General features: G+C 63.7%; 17 protein-coding genes. 9 read left to right on the top strand and 8 right to left on the bottom strand.

Annotation, left to right across the window (positions count from 1 at the left end; all coding sequences use genetic code 11):
• The first annotated feature begins 71 nt into the window (after positions 1–71).
• From FFS35_RS02055 to FFS35_RS02040, 4 genes are all read left to right on the top strand, one after another.
• Positions 72–920 (top strand): TorF family putative porin, encoded by an 849-nt coding sequence (locus FFS35_RS02055; RefSeq protein ID WP_137785434.1) that lies wholly within the window; start codon positions 72–74, stop codon positions 918–920.
• 110 nt (positions 921–1,030) lie between these two features.
• Positions 1,031–1,927, top strand: a complete 897-nt coding sequence (locus FFS35_RS02050) for a tetratricopeptide repeat protein (protein WP_137785570.1) — start codon at positions 1,031–1,033, stop codon at positions 1,925–1,927.
• Position 1,928: 1 nt separating this feature from the next.
• Entirely contained in the window at positions 1,929–2,534 is a 606-nt protein-coding gene (locus tag FFS35_RS02045) for an LON peptidase substrate-binding domain-containing protein (RefSeq protein ID WP_137785433.1), read from the top strand.
• A complete protein-coding gene (locus FFS35_RS02040) occupies positions 2,531–2,707 on the top strand; it encodes a Trm112 family protein (protein WP_137785432.1) in 177 nt (58 codons plus the stop codon). Before FFS35_RS02045 ends, FFS35_RS02040 begins: the two co-directional genes overlap by 4 nt.
• On the opposite strand, the gene msrA is transcribed toward FFS35_RS02040, so the two are convergent.
• From msrA to pabB, 4 genes are all read right to left on the bottom strand, one after another.
• A complete protein-coding gene (msrA, locus tag FFS35_RS02035) occupies positions 2,691–3,383 on the bottom strand; it encodes a peptide-methionine (S)-S-oxide reductase MsrA (protein WP_171007466.1) in 693 nt (230 codons plus the stop codon). The two genes, FFS35_RS02040 and msrA, sit on opposite strands and share 17 nt — an antisense overlap.
• Entirely contained in the window at positions 3,383–3,523 is a 141-nt protein-coding gene (locus FFS35_RS19865) for a hypothetical protein (protein ID WP_171007465.1), read from the bottom strand. Before FFS35_RS19865 ends, msrA begins: the two co-directional genes overlap by 1 nt.
• A gap of 195 nt (positions 3,524–3,718) precedes the next feature.
• Positions 3,719–4,918, bottom strand: a complete 1,200-nt coding sequence (locus FFS35_RS02030) for a pyridoxal phosphate-dependent aminotransferase (RefSeq protein WP_137785431.1) — start codon at positions 4,916–4,918, stop codon at positions 3,719–3,721.
• Between the two features lie 62 nt (positions 4,919–4,980).
• Positions 4,981–6,771, bottom strand: coding sequence for an aminodeoxychorismate synthase component I (pabB, locus tag FFS35_RS02025; protein ID WP_137785568.1), 1,791 nt, complete (start codon positions 6,769–6,771; stop codon positions 4,981–4,983).
• A gap of 89 nt (positions 6,772–6,860) precedes the next feature.
• On the opposite strand from pabB, the gene FFS35_RS02020 reads away from it, so the two are divergent.
• Positions 6,861–7,523 carry an MBL fold metallo-hydrolase gene (locus tag FFS35_RS02020; protein ID WP_137785430.1) on the top strand — a complete coding sequence of 221 codons (663 nt, stop codon included), beginning with the start codon at positions 6,861–6,863 and terminating at the stop codon, positions 7,521–7,523.
• 81 nt (positions 7,524–7,604) lie between these two features.
• Here FFS35_RS02020 and rpoZ read toward each other — a convergent pair whose 3' ends face one another.
• Entirely contained in the window at positions 7,605–7,949 is a 345-nt protein-coding gene (gene rpoZ, locus FFS35_RS02015; RefSeq protein WP_137785429.1) for a DNA-directed RNA polymerase subunit omega, read from the bottom strand.
• A 118-nt stretch (positions 7,950–8,067) separates the two neighbouring features.
• On the opposite strand from rpoZ, the gene FFS35_RS02010 reads away from it, so the two are divergent.
• Positions 8,068–9,213 (top strand): phosphatidylserine/phosphatidylglycerophosphate/cardiolipin synthase family protein, encoded by a 1,146-nt coding sequence (locus tag FFS35_RS02010; protein WP_137785567.1) that lies wholly within the window; start codon positions 8,068–8,070, stop codon positions 9,211–9,213.
• A 25-nt stretch (positions 9,214–9,238) separates the two neighbouring features.
• Here the strand turns inward: FFS35_RS02010 and FFS35_RS02005 are convergent, their stop codons facing one another.
• Positions 9,239–9,859, bottom strand: a complete 621-nt coding sequence (locus FFS35_RS02005) for a methyltransferase domain-containing protein (protein WP_137785428.1) — start codon at positions 9,857–9,859, stop codon at positions 9,239–9,241.
• Between the two features lie 133 nt (positions 9,860–9,992).
• On the opposite strand from FFS35_RS02005, the gene FFS35_RS02000 reads away from it, so the two are divergent.
• Positions 9,993–10,328: an antibiotic biosynthesis monooxygenase gene (locus FFS35_RS02000; RefSeq protein WP_137785427.1), complete on the top strand. Its 336-nt coding sequence runs from the start codon at positions 9,993–9,995 to the stop codon at positions 10,326–10,328.
• Between the two features lie 41 nt (positions 10,329–10,369).
• Entirely contained in the window at positions 10,370–11,638 is a 1,269-nt protein-coding gene (locus tag FFS35_RS01995; protein ID WP_137785566.1) for an MFS transporter, read from the top strand.
• Positions 11,639–11,643: 5 nt separating this feature from the next.
• Here FFS35_RS01995 and FFS35_RS01990 read toward each other — a convergent pair whose 3' ends face one another.
• Positions 11,644–13,935, bottom strand: coding sequence for a CDC48 family AAA ATPase (locus FFS35_RS01990; RefSeq protein ID WP_137785426.1), 2,292 nt, complete (start codon positions 13,933–13,935; stop codon positions 11,644–11,646).
• Between the two features lie 304 nt (positions 13,936–14,239).
• On the opposite strand from FFS35_RS01990, the gene FFS35_RS01985 reads away from it, so the two are divergent.
• Complete coding sequence (locus FFS35_RS01985; protein WP_137785425.1) at positions 14,240–15,133, top strand: LysR substrate-binding domain-containing protein; 894 nt, start codon at positions 14,240–14,242, stop codon at positions 15,131–15,133.
• 52 nt (positions 15,134–15,185) lie between these two features.
• Here FFS35_RS01985 and FFS35_RS01980 read toward each other — a convergent pair whose 3' ends face one another.
• On the bottom strand, positions 15,186–15,641 hold the full coding sequence (locus tag FFS35_RS01980) for a peptidylprolyl isomerase (protein ID WP_137785424.1): 456 nt from the start codon (positions 15,639–15,641) through the stop codon (positions 15,186–15,188).
• Positions 15,642–15,661 lie beyond the last annotated feature (20 nt).

Below are 15,661 nucleotides of genomic sequence, written 5' to 3'. Positions count from 1 at the left end.
TGCCCGCCCTTCGGGATGAGAGCATCGGCGGCCGCGCAAGCAGGAGGAGCCTCTGCCAATCAGGAGGTTCCATGAAGACTATTTTTCTCGTTTCCGCCATCGCGCTCGGTTTTGCCGCCAGCCCCGCCGTTGCCCAGGAAGCAGCCCCGCCCAAGGAAATAACCGTCACCGGCAGCGTCGCCGTGGTTAGCGATTATCGGCTGCGCGGCGTTTCCCAGACCGACAAGCGTGCAGCGATTCAGGGCGGCTTCACCGTCGCGCACAAGAGCGGCTTTTATCTCGGCACCTGGGCGTCGAATCTTGCCGGCTGGGGAACGTTCGGTGGTTCAAACATGGAGCTGGATCTGATCGGCGGCTACAAGGCGGCGATCGGCAGTGGTGTTTCAGTTGATGCCGGCCTCACTTATTATGTGTACCCGGGCGGTGCCAAGAAGACAGCGTTCGCGGAACCCTATGTGAAGCTTTCGGGCACTGCCGGCCCCGCGAGCGTCCTCGTAGGGGTAGCGTACGCGCCCAAGCAGCAGGCGCTCGGTAAATGGTATAACGATGCCGCCAGCTATGCGACGGGCATCCCGGACCACCCGGGCGCGAAGAACGATAACCTGTATATCTGGACCGATCTTTCCGCTGCCATTCCCACGACCCCGCTGACGGCCAAGGCCCATCTGGGCCATTCGAACGGTAACAACGGTCTAGGGCCGAATGGCACCAGCGCCGCGCCGACCGGCCACTATTGGGACTGGATGGTAGGCGCGGACTTCGCAATCAAAGGCACCCCGCTGACGTTGAGCGCGGCCTGGATCGACACCAGCATCACGCGGCGGAAGGCCGCCTATCTCCAGCCGAACTTCGCTTCGACTCGGGATGGCAGCTCGATCGCGGGATCGTCGGCGTTGTTCTCGGTAACGGCGGCGTTCTGACGGCTGACTGAAAACCGATGTTTCCGGCGGGCCGGGGGGTTTGCTTCCCCCGGCCCGACCCCACATAAGGGGCTCCAATCAAGCTGGAGCGATCCTTGGCAACCCTAGGCATGAGTGAAGCGGAGAAGGCGGCCGTTCAGGCGTTTCGCCACGACGTGGTGGAGCCGTCGATGACGAAGCTCGTCATCATCGATTTCTGGGCAGAATGGTGCGGGCCGTGCAAGGCGCTGGCGCCGGTGCTGGAAAAGGTTGCCGCCGCCTATGCTGACAAAGGGGTGGTGCTGGCGAAGGTCGATACCGACAAGAACCAGTTCATCGCGGCGCAATTCCAGGTCCGCTCGATTCCCACCGTCTATGCGATGTTCCAGGGACAGCTCGTTGCGGACCTAACCAGTGCGCGCACGGAATCGCAGCTGCGCACGATGCTGGATCAGTTGCTGCGCCAGTTGCCGATCACGGGCGACGCGCAGGAGCAGGAAGCCGAGCTGGAGCCGCTGATCGCAATGGGCGAGGACGTGCTGGCCTCCGGCGACGCCGAACGGGCGCTGTCGATCTTCGAGCAGCTTGCGGAGATGGCGCCGGATCATCACGCGGTGCTCTCGGGCCAGGCGCGTGCGCTGATCGCGGCGGGCGAGATAGACAGGGCGGCCGCGTTGCTCGCTGAATTGCCGGAGGAACTCGCGCGTCAGCCGGATATCGAACGCGCGAAATCGGCGCTGTCACTGGCACAATCCGCGCCGCTGGTTTCTGATCTCGCGCCGCTGGAAGCGGCGGTAGCGGCCGATCCGAGCGACCTCCAGGCGCGATACGATCTCGCCAATGCGCAGATGGGCGCGGGCAACCGCGATGCCGCCGCCGAGGGGTTCCTCGAGATTACGGCCGCCGAGCGCGATTGGAATGAAGGCGCGGCGCGCCAGCAGCTGCTGAAGCTGTTCGAAGTTGTCGGGCTGGAAGATCCATGGGTCTCCCAACAGCGCCGCAAGCTCTCCGCGATCCTCTTCGGCTGACATGAGCCGGCTGTCTATCTTTCCCCTCGCTGGCGCGATCCTCTTTCCGGGGATGCATCTGCCGCTGCATATCTTCGAGCCACGCTATCGCGCGCTGGTATCGGATGCGATGGCGCGCGATCGTCGGATCGGGATGATTCAGCCGCGCGGCGAGGGTGATCCGCCGCCGCTCTATGAGCTGGGCTGTATCGGCCGAATTGTGGACGTCGAAATGCTGGACGACGGGCGCTCGAACGTCGTGCTTGAAGGGCTGTCCCTGTTTCGTGTCGTGCGCGAACTCGACGTGACCACGAAATTTCGCCAGGTCGAGGCGGAAATAATCCCAACGTGCGAAAACGAAGCACTTTCGCTCGCAGCGCGGGCGGGTCTTGAGCTTGAATCGAAACGCTTCGCTGAGGCGCAGGGCTATGCGGTTGACTGGGATGCGGTGGGTCGGCTGGACGATGCCAGCCTCGTCAACGGAGTCGCGCAGATCGCGCCATTCGATGCGGCGGCCAAACAGGCGCTGCTTGAGACACCGACGATCGCTGATCGGGCCGAACTGGTCGTCCAGCTCCTGCAGTTCTTTGGCCGGCACGACGGCGAAGATCGCGTTACGCTGCAATGATCGATGCATGGTTGCTCGAAAAGCTGGTGTGCCCGCTTACTCGCCAGCCGTTGCGCCATGATGAGGCTGCACGTGAGCTGATTTCCGACGCCGCCGGCCTCGCTTATCCGATCCGCGGCGGCGCGCCGATCATGCTGGTGGAGAACGCCCGCCCGCTCACTTCGCCAGATTAGGGAAGGCCGCGCGGAAGGCGGCAACCTTCGGTTTGTCCCATCGCACAATGTAGGGATGCGTCGGGTTACGATCGTAAAAATGTTGATGATATTCTTCAGCCGGGAAGAACTTGCCCTGCTCGATCCGCGTGGCGATTTTTCGCGGCCAGATGTGCGCCGCACCTAGCTGTCCGATGTAGGCAGTAGCCGCCGCGCGCTGGGCATCCGATTGCGGAAAAATCGCGGAGCGATAGCTTGGCCCACTGTCCGGCCCCTGCCGATCGACTTGCGTCGGGTCATGCGCGACAGAGAAATATACGCGCAGCAAGGTGCCATAACTTACTTGCCGCGGATCAAACTCGATTTGAATAGCTTCCGCGTGACCAGTATCTTCGCCGGAAACGCTGGCATAGTTGGCCGTCCGCGCCGTGCCGCCCGCATAACCCGCCGTGACGGAGCGAACGCCCTTTACCCGCTCGAACACTGCTTCCATGCCCCAGAAACAGCCACCGGCAAGCACCGCCGTCTGCACACCAGGGGTTAAGGGAACATCTTTTGCCGCAGGCGGGATGATTACAGCGCGTTCCGCGGCGTCAGCCGAGACGGGGGAGCATCCGATCAGAAGCGCGGAGATCGTCAGGGCGGATAGAGAACGGTTCATGGCCGTAATATAGGGTGCCGATCGGCGGCGCGCCATCACCGCGAGGCGGTGTGCGCCGGGGCAGCGGGTAGGGCCGTTGTGGCGGAGACGGGGTGTAATGCGAACAGGCCGACCGCCCCGATGACGAAGCCGCCTGCGAACTGCCACAGGAAGGTGGATTTAAGGAACCGGCTCATTCGCGAAATCTCTCTTGGATTTTGATCATGCCGATGCGCGTGATGCAGCATCGAAAGGCGGAACTACTTTAACGTGTCCAGCTGAACTTACGCTGGCGGCGCCGTTCATCTAGCGATGCACAGATAGGGACTCGCGCGTTGCAGCGATATTTCAGCGATCGAAACGCTGTGTTTCGCCGTTGAAACCTGCACGCCTCACTTGAGGGCGGCGCAGGCAGTCTGTATCCGCCGACATGCCTCGCGCAGCACGTCTTCGCCGGTAGCGTAACTGATGCGCATCGCGGGAGAGAGGCCGAATGCCAGCCCCTGCACTGCGGCGACGCGCGCGTCCTCGAGCAGATAGCCGACGAAATCGCTGTCGGTGGCGATTACCTTGCCGCCGGGCGTCGTCTTGCCGATCACGCCCGAGACTTCGGGATAGACATAGAAGGCGCCTTCAGGGCGGGGACAGGTGATCCCGGGCGTGTCGTTGAGCATCGAGACGACGAGATCACGGCGCGATTTAAACGCGGCGTTCCGCTCGACGAGGAAGGACTGGTCGCCGTTCAGCGCAGCCGTCGCCGCCGCCTGCGCGATCGAGCACGGGTTCGAGGTCGATTGCGACTGAAGCTTGGCCATCGCCTTGATGAGCCATTGCGCGCCGGCCGCGAAGCCGATCCGCCAGCCGGTCATCGCATAGGCTTTCGAGCAGCCGTTCACCGTCAGCGTGCGGTCGTAAAGCGAGGGGCAGACCTCGGCGATAGTCGCAAACCGGAAGTCATCATAGACGATATGCTCGTACATATCGTCGGCAAATATCCACACCTGGGGATGCCGTTCCAGCACCTCGCCAAGCGCCTTGAGCTCGGCCACGGTATAAGCGGCGCCGGTCGGGTTCGAGGGGGAATTGAGGATCAGCCACTTCGTCTTGGGCGTGATCGCGGCTTCGAGCATCGCGGGCGTCAGCTTGTAACCTTGCGCGGCGCCCGCCGCGACAATCACCGGCGTCGCCCCGGTGAACTGGACCACATCGGGGTAGCTCACCCAATATGGCGCGGGCACGATCACTTCGTCGCCCGCGTTGAGTGTCGCGACGAGCGCGTTGAACAAAGTATGCTTTCCGCCGACGTTCACGCTGATCTGCTGCGTGCTATAATCAAGGCTGTTGTCGCGCTTGAACTTGGCGACGATCGCCTCCTTCAACTCCTGCGTGCCGTCGACATTCGTGTATTTCGTCTTGCCGTCGCGGATCGCCTGAATCGCGGCTTCCTTGACGAAATCGGGCGTATCGAAATCAGGCTCACCCGCACCCAGCCCGATCACATCCACTCCCGCGCGTTTCAGTTCCAGCACCTTGGTGGTGATGGCGAGCGTCGGCGAAGGGCTGATGCGGTCGAGCGCGGCGGAGGGCTTCATATCGGCGTGCCTTTTGAAGTTTCACGAAACGGCAACTGCGCGTCTCGCTTATGTCGCGCGGCCTATAGCGTTCGCCGTTCCGATTTCGCAACTGCAACAGCCGCCGGCATCAACCCGCGCAGCGCGTTTCCGACGAAAAATCCCGCCGCAAGGTCTGCCACGGTGAGATCGCCTTCCACTGCGCGTGCGTGCGCGATCAGCTCGGCACGGAGGACGCCGGGGAGCAATCCGCGCGCCAGCGGTGGAGTGACCAGCGTGTCGCCGCGCGGGACAAAGATATTGGTGAAGCTGCCCTCGGTGAGAAATCCCTCGGGATCGACGAACACCACTTCGTCGGTGCCGGCCGCGGTGCGCGCGACGTCATAGAAGTTGCGGTCACTGGTCTTGTGGCGCAGCCGAAAATCCTCGCGCGGCACCGGCAGATCCACCACCGCCACCTCAATCGGCGCGCCGGGCGATACCGGCGGCGGGCCGATCTCGATCGCGACCCGGCCAGACCGCGCCGCCAGCAGCCGCACTTTGGCGGCATGACGCAAGCGGAACGTGGCGGCCTGAAGCTCGTTGCGCGCCTCATGGCGATCGAACGCGAAGCCAAAAACCTCGGCGCTCGCCTTCATCCGCGCGAGATGGGCCTCCACGCGCGCCACGCCGGCCTCGGGATCGAAGGCCATGGTCTCGATAAGGTCGAAGGAACGTGCGTCGTGCGTCAAGAAAGCTCCTTTGGCGAGCGCCTCATCCCATTCGGCGGACGCGCGGGAATCCGCAACGATCCCACCGCCGAGCCCGATCGTGGCGCTCCGCGTGCCCTCCTTCGCCGCTGCGGCATTCACAAGCAAGGTGCGGATCGCAACGTTGAACTGCGCGTCCTGCGGAGCGTCGATCCGCCCGATCGCTCCCGTGTATGGGCCGCGCGCGATACCACCTTCTACCTCGTCTATCACCTGCATCGCACGTACCTTGGGGGCGCCGGTGATCGAACCGCACGGGAACAATGCCACAAGCACGTCGATCGCGTCCCGCGCCGGATCGAGATCGGCAGTGACGGCGGATGTCATCTGGTGGACGGTTGGATAGCGCTCGACAGTGAACAGTGCCGGCACTTTGACGCTGCCGGGAATGGCGACGCGGGATAGATCGTTGCGCATCAGATCGACGATCATCAGGTTTTCGGCGCGCTGCTTTTCGTCTGCCTCCAGGGCGGCGGCGGCAGAGATATCGCGCGCGGGATCGGGATCGCGGCGCGCCGTTCCCTTCATCGGGCGGCAGGTGATGCGGCCCGCCGACATATCGAAGAACAGTTCTGGCGAAAAGGAGAGGAGCATCTCGCTCCCGGTCTCAACGACTGCCCCCCAGCCCGCGCCGGCCCGGCACCGCACAGCGGCGTACAGAGCGAGCGGGTCGCCAGCGAACGGAACGCGCGCGCGAAAGGTAAGGTTCGCCTGATAGATGTCGCCCGCCGCGATCAGCGCGAGGACGCGGTCGATCGCCGCGTCATAGTCGGCGCGCGTCACCATCGGCTCGGGCACGCCGACCCACGCTCCGGCGGGATCGGGGAAGAGCGCCATGGGGTCGAGAATCTCGGTGAATCCGTCGAACACGCCGAACCACAATAGCGGGCTCGCGCTGGCGCGCGCGGCCACGTTGCCTGGTTCCAGCACGTGCCCGGCCTCATATGACAGAAACCCGGCCGCCTGCTTCCCGCCGGCAACCGCCGCGCGCAATGCTGCTAGCGCGAGGGGCACTTCATCCGCCGTTCGGGCTTCGATCACCGCTGTGGGCGCGGTATAGAGGCGGGCGGGTGCGCCACCGGCGCGCGCGTCGTCGAGCAAAACGAAAGGAGGGCGGGGCAGCATCGCGGCGGTGATGCCCGTCGCATCGCCTTGCGGCAAGGGCAACGAGCGGGCTACGATCGCCGCAACAGGCGTGCCGAAGAGGACTTTCCATGAGCCAACCCGCATTGCGCGCGATGATCGTGCCGGTCACCGCGATCGAGCAGAATTGCACGATCATCTGGTGTACCAATACGATGAAGGCGGCGGTGATCGATCCCGGCGGCGATATCCCGCGCATCAAGGCGGCGATCGCTCAGGCCGGTGTGACGGTGGAGAAGGTGCTGCTCACGCATGGCCATATCGATCATGCTGGCGAGGCGAAGCCGCTTGCCGACGAACTTGGCGTACCGATCGAGGGGCCGCAGGAGGCGGATCGCTTCTGGCTCTCGCGGCTGGCCGACGACGGGCGCAACTGGGGCATTCGTGGTGTGCCATTCGAGCCGGATCGCTGGCTGGAGGATGGCGATACGGTGACGGTGGGGGAACTTACGCTAGATGTCTATCACACACCTGGCCACACCGCCGGGCATGTTATCTTTCACCACGCGCCGTCGAAATTCGCGCAGGTGGGCGACGTGTTGTTCCAGGGATCAGTCGGGCGCACGGATCTTCCGCAGGGCGATCACCCGCAGCTGATCAATTCGATCGTGACGAAGCTCTGGCCGCTTGGCGACGACACCACGTTCATTCCCGGTCATGGCAAAGCCAGCACCTTCGGGCACGAGCGGCAGTGGAACATGTTCGTCAGCGACGAGGCGTTGTCGGCAGCCTGAGTGGGGATAAAACAGAAAAGCCGCGACTGCCATAATGACTGCCGCGGCTTTTCTGCCTGTGCCGATCAGTGAAGGTTTAGATCAACCTTCGTAATCGGCGCCGAGATTCTGGTTACGTGGCGGCGCGGCGGCGGTAAGGCGTAGCGCTTCGGCCGACGCGGCAAGGCTGCCAACGGCATCCGCCTCGTCCTCGTCGTCGATCTGAACGCGTTGCAGGCTTGCCACCAGCGATTCCTCAAGGCCACCCGGAAGCACGGTTTCCTCGGCAATCTCGCGCAGTGCAACGACGGGATTCTTGTCGCGATCGCGGTCGATCGTCAGTTCGGCGCCACCGGAAACCTGCCGCGCACGTTGCGCTGCCAGCAGAACCAGATCGAACCGGTTCGGGATCTTGTCGACGCAATCCTCGACCGTTACGCGCGCCATAGACGCTTTCCTTCGCAAAATTACCGCTGGATGAGACGCTGCGATCTAGATGCTGGCGCCCGCGAAGTCAAGAAAAGCGCGCTTGCCGCTGCTGCTGCTCGCGGCCAACAGTGGCGCGATGAACATGTTCACGGTCGACGGCAACCGCCTCACGCTGCTAACCGAGGGGCCTGCGCGTCTCGATGCGCTGGTGGCGCTGATCGATGGCGCGCGGGAAAGCCTGCGCATCCTGTACTACATTTATGCCGACGACGAATCGGGCAGGCGCGTCAACGCTGCGCTGCTGGCGGCGGCGGGGCGCGGCGTGCAGATCGCGCTGATTGTCGACGGTTTTGGCAGCGAGGCGGCGGGACAGCGACATTTCTTCGATCCGCTGGCAGCGGCAGGGATTTCGGTATGCTGGTTCCGTCCGCGCTTTGGCCGGCGTTATCTGTTGCGCAATCATCAGAAGCTGGCGTTGGCCGATCAGATGCGGATCCTGATCGGCGGCTTCAATATCGCCAACGATTATTTCGCCGCCGACCACGCGGATGCCTGGCGCGATCTGGGGCTGCTTGTCGAAGGACCAGCGGCGGGGAGGATCGCGCCCTATTTTGATGCGCTGCTCAAATGGGTGCAATGTGCGGGTGGTCGAAACAGGCGCGTCGGGCATGCGCTGGCGCGCTGGAGCGAGCCTGTCGGGAAGGTGCGGTGGCTGATCGGTGGCCCGACGCGGCGGCTATCGCCTTGGGCGCGCGCCGTCCGGCACGACATGCGGCGCGCCATGCGGACCGATATCATCGCCGGGTATTTCACCCCGAGCCCGACAATGCTGCGGCGGCTGGATCGCGCGGCGCGACGCGAGGGCCAGGTACGGATCGTCACAGCCGCCAAATCCGATAATAACGCCACGATCGCGGCGGCGCGCTTCACCTATCGTGGCTTGCTGAAGCAAGGGGTGCGAATCTTTGAATATGCGCCGTCGAAACTGCACACGAAACTATATGCGATCGACGACGCGGTGCATATCGGCAGCGCCAATTTCGACATGCGCAGCCTGTTCATCAATCTTGAACTGATGCTGCGGATCGAGGATGCCGCGTTCGCCGCACATGTCCGTCACTACATCGATGGCGAGGTGGCGCGATCGGTCGAAATCACAATGGACGGCTATCGCGCGGAAACCGGCTGGTGGCAGCGCGTAAAGCAATTTCTGGCGTATCTGATCGTGGGCGTGGCCGACCCGACGCTATCGCGCGGGCTGAACTTCGGGATCGATGATTAGCGCGCCGGGCGACGCCGCCGCATTCCTACTCGGCTTCTTTCCAGGCCCAGTACAGCTGTGCCGGCGGCACGTTCCACCATTCCATGGCGTGGTCGATCCGCGTGAAATGTGGCGCGATGAAATCGCGCACCTTCGGACTGAACTGATAGACGAGGAAGGCGCCGCCCGGCTGAATCACGCGCCGCGTAGCCGCCGCGATCGCCGGTCCGACGCCGGCGGGGAGGGTGGAGAAGGGCAGGCCGGACAGCACATAGTCCGCTTTCTCATGGCCATGTTCGCGAACGATCGATTCGACGTCAGCCGCGGAGCCGTGCACCGGGACGAAACGCGAATCTGCGATCGTGTGGCGTAGATAGTTGATGAAATCCGGGTTGGTATCGATCGCGATCAGGGTCGCGTCGGGCGCCATCTTCTCAAGGATCGGGCGGCAGAAGGTGCCGACGCCGGGGCCGTATTCGACGAACAGTTTGCAACGTTGCCAGTCGACCTTGCCGAGCATCTTCTCGATCAGCTTGTCGGAGGACGGTATGATCGAGCCGACCATTACCGGATGCTTGAGGAAACCCTGGAAGAACATCTGCCACGGTCCTGGAACGCCGGCGGGGCGGGAACGCGCGCGGCGAACGGCACTGGTCGAACTGGGCATCGAGCTTCTGTCACTCCCGGACGTCGAATTGAGCGAGATTCCGCCCCCGTCGCACATCTGCCAAACGCTGGGCAAGCGCTATCAGTTGCAATCACGGGGTTGCGTCTGCGCGGCAAGCGCCTAAGCGAGCGGGATGCACGACGGAACGAGCGTGGGTCGGGAGGGGCAGGTGGCGGTGATCTTCATCTCCCAGCGCACTGCGGCCAATGAGGAGGAGTATGCGGCGGCAGCGGCGGCGATGGACGCGCTGGCGGCCGCGCAGCCGGGCTATCGCGGCGTCGATGCCGTGCGCGATGCCGACGGGCGGGGCATCACCATTTCATATTGGGCGAACGAGGCGGACGCGATTGCTTGGCGCGAACATCCCGATCACGCCGCTACACGCGCGCGGGGCCGCGCGGACTGGTATCTGGGCTATCAAGTGATCGTGGCTCGCGTCGAGCGTGGGTATGACTGGATGCGGTCGTGACGCGAGGGTTCGACCGTCGTTTTACACTGTTGTTCCTCGTCATGCTGACGATCGCGGCCGGGAATACCGCGCTGCAATCGGTTCTGCCGGCGCTTGGTCGTTCGCTCGGCGTGATGGACAGCGCGGTGGCGGCGGCCTTTTCGGTTTCCGCACTGCTTTGGGTGATCGCCGCGCCGTTCTGGGCCAATCGATCTAACCGGCAGGGGCGGCGCGCGATGGTATTGCTCGGCATGGGCGGTTTCACCGTCAGCCTAAGCCTGTGCGGGCTGTTCCTCGCGGCCGGAATCAACGGCTGGATAAGCGGTACGGCGGCATTCGTGCTCTTCATTATAGGGCGTTTGATCTACGGGACGTTCGGCGCGGCTGCGCCCCCGGCAGTGCAGGCGATGGTCGCGGGCAATACGACGCGCGAGGAGCGCACCCGCGCGCTCACCCTGCTGGCCTCGGCATTCGGGCTCGGAACGATTTTGGGGCCGGCTATCGCTCCTTACCTCATCTTAGGCCGGTTCGGCACCTTTGAGGTCGGTCTGGCAGGACCGGCCTTTATCTTTGCGGCATTCGGACTCGCCGTGTTCCTGACCGTGCGGCGCATCCTGCCTGACGATCGCGAGCCTGTGGACGGTGTGCATGGCGCCGCTAACGCCTATCCCTCGATCGGCGGACAGTCGACCGGCGCCAGTGTACGCGCTGCGACCGAGCCACCTGGCGAAGAGGTGAAGTTTGCCGATCCGCGCATTCGCGGCTGGATGATCGTGGGGCTGGTCGCGGGGCATGCGCAGGCGATGACCGGGCAGGCGATAGGTTTTCTCGTGATCGACCGGCTGCATCTGGCTCCTTCTCTGGCGCTGGAGCCGACCGGGATCGTGCTGATGATGGGCGCGGGCGCATCCTTGCTCGCACAATGGGGGATAATTCCGCTGCTCAATCTTGCGCCGCGCGCACTGGTGCTGGTGGGGCTGGTGCTGGCGGCGGCTGGCACCGTGCTTACCGGGATGGCGATGTCGCTTTATGGAATCGCGACGGCTTATGCGCTCGCGAGCTTGGGCTTCGGCTTCATCCGTCCCGGTTACACCGCGGGATCAAGCCTGGCGGTAGGCTACGACGCGCAGGGATCGGTAGCGGGGAAGGTAACGAGCATCAACGGAGCCAGCTTCATCCTCGGCCCGTCGATCGGCGTCGGTCTGTACGAGTTGCATCGGCCGTTGCCGTATCTTGCCGCCGGCGTCGCGTGCGTCATGCTGCTTGCCTATTGCTGGAAAAAATTGCGCGATCAGCCGGTCGACACGATTGAGGACGTGCCGGCCGGCTGAGGCGGTTAACGGCTCTTCGATCCGTCGGAGGCGGCTTGCGTGGGCATCGCGAAGCCGATCGATTGTGGCGCATTTGCCTCTTGCTTGAGCCGGGCGGCGATCTGTTCATACTCACGCTCCAGCTCTGGCGTGACACTGGCGCGGGACTCCTTCAGGGCAGCACGGAAATCGGCCATCGTCACTTCCGTCGCCGCCAGCGAGCCACGTAGCGCGATCAGCCCCGCGCGACGCACGACATCTTCCAGATCGGCGCCCGTGAAGTGATCGGTGAGTGCCGCAATCGCATCGAGGTCGACGTCGGCGGCAAGCGGCATTTTCTGGGTCTGTATCGCCAGAATGCGCCGTCGCCCCGCCTGATCCGGCACGCCCACATAGATCAACTCGTCGAACCGGCCCGGCCTCAACAACGCCGGATCGATCATATTGGGCCGATTGGTAGCGCCGATCACCACGACGGACTGCAATTCCTCCAGCCCGTCCATCTCGGCGAGGATGGTGTTGACCACTCTTTCTGTGACCTGCGGCTCGCCCAGCCCGCCGCCGCGCGCTGGCACGAGGCTGTCCAGTTCGTCGATGAAAATCACCGTCGGCGCAACCTGACGCGCGCGCTGGAACAGACGGGCGATCTGTTGCTCGCTCTCGCCATACCATTTGCTGAGCAGATCGCTTGATTTGGTGGCGATGAAGTTCGCCTCCGCTTCGCGCGCGACCGCTTTCGCCAGCAGCGTCTTGCCGGTGCCGGGCGGCCCATAGAGCAGAAAGCCCTTGGCGGGGCGGATGCCAAGCCGTCGGAAAGCGGCCGGATTCTTGAGCGGAAGCTCGACTCCTTCCTTCAGCCGCATCTGCGCGTCGTCCAACCCGCCGACGTCGCTCCACCTTATTGTTGGCGCCTGTACCATCACCTCGCGCATCGCGGACGGCTGGACACGCTTAAGCGCCTCCATGAAGTCGTTGCGCGTTACCGCCAGCGTGTCGAGCACCTCGGCGGGGATAGTGCGCTCCTCCAGGTTGAGCTTCGGCATGATTCGTCGCACCGCTTCGATCGCTGCCTCTCGAGTAAGCGCGGCGAGGTCCGCGCCTACGAAGCCAAAGGTGGTGCGCGCCAGCTCATCGAGGCTGACGGTCTGTTCCAGCGGCATACCGCGCGTATGGATGCCCAGAATCTCACGGCGACCACGCTCGTCCGGCACGCCGACAACGATTTCGCGATCGAACCGGCCAGGGCGGCGCAGCGCCTCGTCGATTGCCTCCGGCCGATTGGTGGCAGCGATGACGACGAGATTGGCGCGCGCCTCGAGCCCGTCCATCAGCGTCAGGAGCTGCGCGACGACGCGCTTCTCCGCTTCTCCGGAAACCTGCCCACGTTTCGGTGCGATCGAATCGATCTCGTCGATGAACACGATCGACGGTGCGTTCTTTGCCGCCTCCTCGAACACAGTGCGCAGCCGCTGCTCGCTCTCGCCATAAGCCGAGCCCATGATCTCGGGCCCGTTGATCAGGAAGAACTGCGCATCGCTCTCGTTCGCGACCGCGCGCGCCAGCCGGGTCTTGCCGGTGCCGGGTGGGCCATGAAGCAATACGCCCTTGGGCGCCTCCACGCCGAGCCGCTCGAACAATTCGGGGTACCGCAGCGGCAATTCTACCATCTCGCGAAGCTGGTCGATCGTCCCGGCCATGCCGCCGATATCGTCATAAGTGACATCGGCGCGCCGCGCATCGCCAGGCTCCTGATATTCTGGGCGCAGCTCCACCTCGGTATTTTCGTCGATATGGACAATGCCCTTTGGGGCAGCCGTTACGACGACCAGCCGGATCTCCTGAAGTGCATATGCTGGCGCATTGACGAACTGCGCCATGTTGGGCGGCATATTTTGCACCCGCTGGTGGCCGGCGGTCGCCACCACGTCGCCTTGGCATAGAGGGCGATTGAAGAAGGTGCGTTTCAGCGCGTTGGTCGAGCCCTGCAGCCGCAAGTTCTGCTGTGCAGGGGCAAAGACGACGCGGGTAGCCGGCTTCGATTCGGTGCGCCGAACCTCCACGAAATCGCCCGAGCCGACGCCCGCGTTGGCGCGTTGCAGGCCGTCGATGCGAACCAGCTCCAGCCCCTCGTCCTCGGCATAAGGACCGACGGCGCGAGCCGGTGTAGATTTCTTTCCGACAATCTCCACGACATCGCCGTCGGTGATGCCCGAAGCCGCCATGAACGCGCGTGGGAGATGCGCGATGCCGTGGCCGGAGTCTTCGGGCCGCGCATTTGCCACCTGCAACTTGCGCGTCGCTTCTTCACTGTCCGCCACTATCGCTCCTTCACATCGCTTCGAATGCGAACATAGAAACGCGCCAGGCCAGTTTCGAGATGCGCAGCCAGATTCACGGCAACTAACCAGCGGGCAAAAAAAAGGGCCGATCGCGAGGATCGGCCCATGAAAGTTTTTAGGAGAGGATGCCTGAAAGGCAACTTTCATATGTGGGGGAGGAGATTATTGTGCAAGTGCGAAATAAATCCACACACATGCATTTTTTGCAATCCAGGTGCGGAGGCGCTTGCGTTGCGAATGGCGGAGAGCGCATGATGCGATGCACAAGAAAGAGCGGGATTTCATGCGTCGCCTGCCCCCACTGACCGCGATCGAGGCATTCGTCGCAGTTGCCCGATTCGGTTCCGTGAAGGCCGGGGCGCAGGAATTGTCGTTGTCCGCGCCGGCGCTTAGCCGCCGCATTCAAACGCTCGAGCGCTTCATCGGGCGCCCGCTGTTCGAGCGTCGCCACCAGTCAATGGTAGCCAACAGCGATGGCGAGCGCTTGCTTGCGCAGGTTGCGCCGGTGCTTGATCAGCTTTCCGATTCGCTTGCGGGCTTGAGCAGTGCGGCGGAGGTCGTGCGGCTTCGGCTCGGCGTGATGCCGCTGTTCGCCTCCCAGCGGCTGTTTCCGAAACTGGGCGAACTGCGGGCGAAACATCCCGAGTTGCATCTCGATATCGACACGGCGGGCCACGCGTTGACGCGGTTGGGCGAGGGGCTCGATGCGGTGATCGTGCTGGCGCGCGATGTCGATCCGACGCTTTACGCGCGGCGGCTGGACCGGAACATGGTCTATGCGATCGGCGCGCGCGGCTTGGTGGAGGGGCCGAAACCGATCGTTCGCCCGGACCAGCTGGGCGATGTATCGGTGCTGATCCACCGCGACATGCCCGATACCTATTCAACCTGGCGGCACGCCGCCGGTCTGCCGGAGGTGGAGCCGGTGGCGATCGATCATTTCGACTCCGGCGCGCTGATGCTCGAGGCCGCGGCTCAGGGGCTGGGTGTCGCCTTCATGCTCGAAAGCCATTTTGAAGACGCGAACGATCCGCGGCTTGTGCGACTGTTCGCCGACATCGAGGTGGAGAGCCCATACAGCTATTGGTTCGTCTGCCGCCCGCGCGCGCTACAGCAAAAACCGGTGCGGATTTTTCGGGACTGGCTGCTCGCGACGCTGCGGCAGGAGGGCGTATAGCGTCATTGGGCAACATCCGGTCGAACCGGATGTTGCCAAGCCATGACAATGATCAGGCCGCGCGCATCTTTACGATCTTGCCCGGCTCGCGCGGCGGCTCGCCCTTCGGCAGCGCGTCGATCAGTTCCATGCCGGAAATCACCTCGCCCCAGACGGTGTATTGGTTGTCCAGGAAGCGGGCGTCGTCGAAGCAGATGAAGAACTGGGAATTCGCGCTGTCCGGGTTGTTGGTGCGCGCCATCGAGCAAACGCCACGAACGTGCGGCTCGCGATTGAATTCCTGTTTCAGGTCCGGCAGGTCAGAGCCGTGCATGCCGGTGCCGGTGGGGTCGCCGCCCTGCGCCATGAAACCGGGGATCACGCGGTGGAACACCACGCCGTCATAAAATCCCTGGTTGGCGAGTGTCGCGATCCGCTCGACATGATTCGGGGCGAGATCCGGACGCAGCTTGATCGTTACGTCGCCGTCGGCGAGCGTCATCGTAAGCGTGTTGAAAGTATCAGCCATGATTGGCTCCTGGTTCTAAG

The organism is Sphingomonas sp. 3P27F8 (assembly GCF_005502745.1).
In the GTDB taxonomy this organism is placed as follows: domain Bacteria; phylum Pseudomonadota; class Alphaproteobacteria; order Sphingomonadales; family Sphingomonadaceae; genus Sphingomonas.
This window is presented reverse-complemented; position numbering and strand designations above follow the sequence as displayed.

Excerpts from the sequence above, each read along its gene's own strand:
- FFS35_RS02055 (WP_137785434.1), top strand. The coding sequence starts at position 72 with ATGAAGACTATTTTTCTCGTTTCCGCCATCGCGCTCGGTTTTGCCGCC.
- FFS35_RS02050 (WP_137785570.1), top strand. The coding sequence starts at position 1,031 with ATGAGTGAAGCGGAGAAGGCGGCCGTTCAGGCGTTTCGCCACGACGTG.
- FFS35_RS02045 (WP_137785433.1), top strand. The coding sequence starts at position 1,929 with ATGAGCCGGCTGTCTATCTTTCCCCTCGCTGGCGCGATCCTCTTTCCG.
- FFS35_RS02040 (WP_137785432.1), top strand. The coding sequence starts at position 2,531 with ATGATCGATGCATGGTTGCTCGAAAAGCTGGTGTGCCCGCTTACTCGC.
- msrA (WP_171007466.1), bottom strand. The coding sequence starts at position 3,383 with ATGGCGCGCCGCCGATCGGCACCCTATATTACGGCCATGAACCGTTCT.
- FFS35_RS19865 (WP_171007465.1), bottom strand. The coding sequence starts at position 3,523 with ATGAGCCGGTTCCTTAAATCCACCTTCCTGTGGCAGTTCGCAGGCGGC.
- FFS35_RS02030 (WP_137785431.1), bottom strand. The coding sequence starts at position 4,918 with ATGAAGCCCTCCGCCGCGCTCGACCGCATCAGCCCTTCGCCGACGCTC.
- pabB (WP_137785568.1), bottom strand. The coding sequence starts at position 6,771 with ATGCTGCCCCGCCCTCCTTTCGTTTTGCTCGACGACGCGCGCGCCGGT.
- FFS35_RS02020 (WP_137785430.1), top strand. The coding sequence starts at position 6,861 with ATGAGCCAACCCGCATTGCGCGCGATGATCGTGCCGGTCACCGCGATC.
- rpoZ (WP_137785429.1), bottom strand. The coding sequence starts at position 7,949 with ATGGCGCGCGTAACGGTCGAGGATTGCGTCGACAAGATCCCGAACCGG.
- FFS35_RS02010 (WP_137785567.1), top strand. The coding sequence starts at position 8,068 with ATGAACATGTTCACGGTCGACGGCAACCGCCTCACGCTGCTAACCGAG.
- FFS35_RS02005 (WP_137785428.1), bottom strand. The coding sequence starts at position 9,859 with ATGCCCAGTTCGACCAGTGCCGTTCGCCGCGCGCGTTCCCGCCCCGCC.
- FFS35_RS02000 (WP_137785427.1), top strand. The coding sequence starts at position 9,993 with ATGCACGACGGAACGAGCGTGGGTCGGGAGGGGCAGGTGGCGGTGATC.
- FFS35_RS01995 (WP_137785566.1), top strand. The coding sequence starts at position 10,370 with ATGCTGACGATCGCGGCCGGGAATACCGCGCTGCAATCGGTTCTGCCG.
- FFS35_RS01985 (WP_137785425.1), top strand. The coding sequence starts at position 14,240 with ATGCGTCGCCTGCCCCCACTGACCGCGATCGAGGCATTCGTCGCAGTT.
- FFS35_RS01980 (WP_137785424.1), bottom strand. The coding sequence starts at position 15,641 with ATGGCTGATACTTTCAACACGCTTACGATGACGCTCGCCGACGGCGAC.